Here is a 3,824-nt window from a genome sequence, read left to right as displayed (position 1 = left end):
CGTTGGATTCCAGCAGCCCCGACGTCGTCCAAACCAACCGCTTGGCCGACAACGAACCGTTTACCGTGGCCAGCCCGGTGCCCGTCGAGGGCGGCTTGCTGCAACGCACCCGCCACGCGTTGTATCGCATCGGCGAGTGATCGTAACGAGAGGACTCGTCGCCGTTGCCGCTGCCGCCTTTCACTCGAAAACGCGTGACGCTGTCCGGCGAGTGCTCCGACCACATTTCATTTTGGTGTAGCACTTCAGCAATTTCACCGGGCTAACGGTCGAAAACAATACCCACGGATGGCAGCGCGAACCCACGGATGACAGGGCGCAAGAAAATCCGTGGGTTCGCGCTGCTATCCGTGGGCCCAGTCATTGTTTCATCGTTCCGCAAGTTACTGCCTAATCCCTTTTCCGCTCGACAAACGCAATCCTAAATTCACCTCTTGGCAGAGCGCTCGTTTGAACGGGCTGCCTGGCGCTGACGTTGGGCTTCGTACAGCAACACGGCGGCGGACACCGAGGCGTTCAAGCTGTCGACGTTTCCCGCCATCGGGATGCGAATCGCATCGACGGTCACGTCGTCGTCGCTCTGCCAGTGATCGCCGAGCCCGTGCGCTTCGCTGCCGATCACCATCGCCAGACGTCCCGTCAAATCCGCTTGCCACAAGGGACGCGACGATTCAACGCGCGCGGCGCAGATGCGGTACCCGTGCTCGGCCAGCCATGCTTTGGCGTGCGGTTCGTCTGCCGTGGCCGAGGGCACCGAAAACACCGCGCCCAAGCTGTTGCGAATCGCATTCGGATTGAAGCGGTCGGCTGCGGCGGGGCACAAGATGACGGCATCGGCGCCGGCCGCGTCGGCACAGCGAAAGGCGGCACCGATGTTGCCCGGTTTTTCGATCTGGTCCAGGATCAACACCAATCCAGCATCCGGCAGCTGTAATTCGGACAGGCCCCACTCGGGGGCGGCGAATTCGGCGACCACGCCGCGCTCGGATTGGCCATAAGCGATTTTTTGCATCACCGCGGGGCTGACTTCGACCAACGCCCCAGCCGCCGATTCGGTGACGAAGCGTTCGGCGTCGGATTGCGGGTGAGTCGGCGCCGCATCGCCGCGACCTGCAACCACGTAGATGCCGATCGGATCAAGTCCCGCTTCGATTGCCCGCTGCGTCTCGCGCCAGCCGTCGACCAGCACCCGCCCGGCTCTCCGCCGCGCGCGGTTGTCCCGCATCTTGACCAGGTGTTTGACGGTCGGGTTACTGGTGCTGGTCAGCAAGAGTCGAGGCAGGGGCAAAAAGAAAAACGGATCGAATCGGGGGCCGGGACCGAGGCATCCGGGTGTGCCCGACCGCGCCGGGAAGATAGTATCACGGATCCGGCGCGACGACAGGGCCATGCCACTGAGCGGTCAGGACCTTGTCCCCGGGCGGTCAGGACCTTGTCGCCGGGCGGTACCGAGCGGAACGATTTACGGGATGGATGATGAACGATTCAACAGCGACGCCTTCCACAGCGAATTCCTCTTCAGCGATTCAGTGCACGCCGGTGCGGAGTTGGTTCGACCGCCGGGCGTTTTTGAAACTGGAACGTGAGCTTTATGCGGGCGATCCGAATTGGGTGACGCCGCTCTGGAGTGAACGCAAGCAGCTTTGCGGATTCGGTTCGCACCCGTTTTACAAGGATGCGGACAGCCAGGCGTTCTTGGCACGCAAGGATGGCCGGGTGGTCGGGCGTGTGGTCGCCATCGTCAACCATGCCCACAACCGGCACCACAATGAACAGCGGGGGTTTTTCGGTTTCTTTGAATGCATCGATGACGTCGATGTCAGTCGCTGTCTGTTTGACGCCGCGGCCGAGTGGTTGCGCGGGCAAGGGATGACGGACGTGCGTGGCCCGGTCAATCCGAGTCTGAATTACGAAGTCGGATTGCTGGTCGACGGTTTCGACACGCCGCCGACGTTTCTGATCCCCTACAACCACGCCTACTACGGAAAGTTGATCGAAGCGTGTGGATTCGAAAAGTGCCAGGATGTGTTTTGTTACGACGCCACGATGGACCAACTGGCGACCATCGATCCCAAGTTGAAGTTCGTCATCGAGGAATCGACGCGGCGTTTCAATGTCAAGTGCCGACCCATCGATCGCGCCCGATTTGACGAAGACGTTCAGGCGTTTCTGAAGATTTACAATGAGTCGCTGCAACGGACCTGGGGCTACGTTCCGATGAGCCAGGAGGAACTGGAGCATCAATCCAAGCAGTTGAAACTGTTGATTGTTCCCGAGCTGACAAGTATCGCGGAGATTGACGGCGAGCCGGTCGGGGCGGGATTCGGATTGTTGGACTACAACCAGTTGCTGATTCATATGAACGGGCACTTGTTGCCGTTCGGATGGCTCAAGCTGATGCTGGGAAAACGCAAGATCGACCGCTTGCGGCTGGTCAGCACCAACGTCTTGCCCAAGTACCAAAGTTGGGGGCTGGGGTTGGTGACGTTGGCTCGGATTTTGCCCGACGCGATCGAGTTCGGCATCCACACCGGCGAATTCTCCTGGGTTCTGGAGAGCAATCGCCTGTCCCGGGGCACGATCGAGCGCGGCGGGGCGCACAAGATGAAGACTCAGCGGATCTACGACCGAAAACTCTAACGTGCCGTAAGCTTCCGGCTTGCGAGTCGGCTCCATGACAAGCAGGATGCTTACCTGACTTTCTGGGGATGGCAAGCAGGATGCTTACCCCACGTCTAGCCATCGAGTGGAGGACAAATCATACTCGCGGCTCGATTTGTGCCTTCCACCCGCTTCTCCTCGAATGCCACCTTCCACTGCTATGCCGCACGAACCCATCGTGATCACCGGGGTTGGGATTGTTAGCGCGATCGGCATCGGGCAAGCAAAGTTCTTTGAGGCACTGCTGGACGGCCGCAGCGGGGTCCGTTCGCTGGCCGACAGGACCGATGGGGAGGCGACACCGGGGCCTGACGATGCGATCGATGGCGTTTGGGTCGGGGCGCCGATCGTCGATTTCCAGCCCAAGCAATACGTCAAGCCGCGTAAGGCACTCAAGGTGATGTGCCGCGAAATCCAAACGGCGTTCGCTTCGGCCCAGCTGGCGATCGAGCACGCCGGGCTTTCCGACGCCATCCCCGCGACGGACTCCGGCGAGGTTCCCCCCCAGCGACTCGGTGCGGTCTATGGGAGCGAGATTTTTTTCAACCCGCCGGAAGAATTGGCCGATTCGATCCGCGGTTGCCTGGATGAATCGGGGCAGCTGCATCCGGAGCGATTTGGTGAAGTGGCGCGGCGCGAGGTGATGCCGCTGTGGATGTTGAAGTACCTGCCCAACATGCCGGCCTGCCAAGTCGGGATTTCGATCAATTCTCAAGGTCCCAATAACTCGCTGGTCCTGGGCGACGTCTCCGGTCCGGCGGCGCTGCTGGAGGCGGAATCGTACTTGCAGCGGGGGATTGCCGACGTGGTGCTGGTCGGTGCCACCGGGACCCGGATCGGCTCGACCCGCATGCTGTACCATCGCGATTCACCCGTCCCGGTCCGCGGCGAACTGGCGATCGAAGAGCTGTCTCGGCCGCATGATCCCGACGCCCCCGGCGTCGTCGGTGGCGAAGGCGCCGCGTCGTTGGTGGTGGAGACCCGCCGCCACGCGGAGCGTCGCGGTGCCGACGTGCTGGCCACCGTGCTCGCGACGGCTTCGCGGTTCAGTGCCACCGACGCCGTTCGCAGCGGCCACCGTGAATCGGAGCTCGATCCAGCCAACTCGCGGCAGGCCGGCCCTGCGATCCGCTTGGCGATCCAGGCCGTGTTGGACCAATCGG

Annotated in this window: 3 protein-coding genes; 2 read left to right on the top strand and 1 reads right to left on the bottom strand. The window is 61.8% G+C overall.

The genetic code is table 11. The features are described 5' to 3' along the window. Positions 1–427: 427 nt before the first annotated feature. Positions 428–1,288: a TrmH family RNA methyltransferase gene (locus tag ABX749_RS25315; RefSeq protein WP_372898456.1), complete on the bottom strand. Its 861-nt coding sequence runs from the start codon at positions 1,286–1,288 to the stop codon at positions 428–430. 185 nt (positions 1,289–1,473) lie between these two features. On the opposite strand from ABX749_RS25315, the gene ABX749_RS25310 reads away from it, so the two are divergent. Together ABX749_RS25310 and ABX749_RS25305 are read left to right on the top strand one after the other, a co-directional pair. Further along, positions 1,474–2,640 carry an N-acetyltransferase gene (locus ABX749_RS25310; protein ID WP_372898455.1) on the top strand — a complete coding sequence of 389 codons (1,167 nt, stop codon included), beginning with the start codon at positions 1,474–1,476 and terminating at the stop codon, positions 2,638–2,640. A 199-nt stretch (positions 2,641–2,839) separates the two neighbouring features. Continuing rightward, a partial coding sequence (locus ABX749_RS25305) for a beta-ketoacyl synthase N-terminal-like domain-containing protein (RefSeq protein ID WP_372898454.1) occupies positions 2,840–3,824 on the top strand: 985 nt, incomplete at its 3' end.

The organism is Stieleria sp. (assembly GCF_041595215.1).
In the GTDB taxonomy this organism is placed as follows: Bacteria; Planctomycetota; Planctomycetia; order Pirellulales; family Pirellulaceae; genus Stieleria; species Stieleria magnilauensis.
Note: the sequence above shows the minus strand (reverse complement) of the source record. Positions and strands in the feature narration are given on the sequence as shown.

What these genes read in the sequence shown, in the direction of transcription:
- ABX749_RS25310 (WP_372898455.1), top strand. Translation starts at nt 1,474, where the DNA reads ATGATGAACGATTCAACAGCGACGCCTTCCACAGCGAATTCCTCTTCA.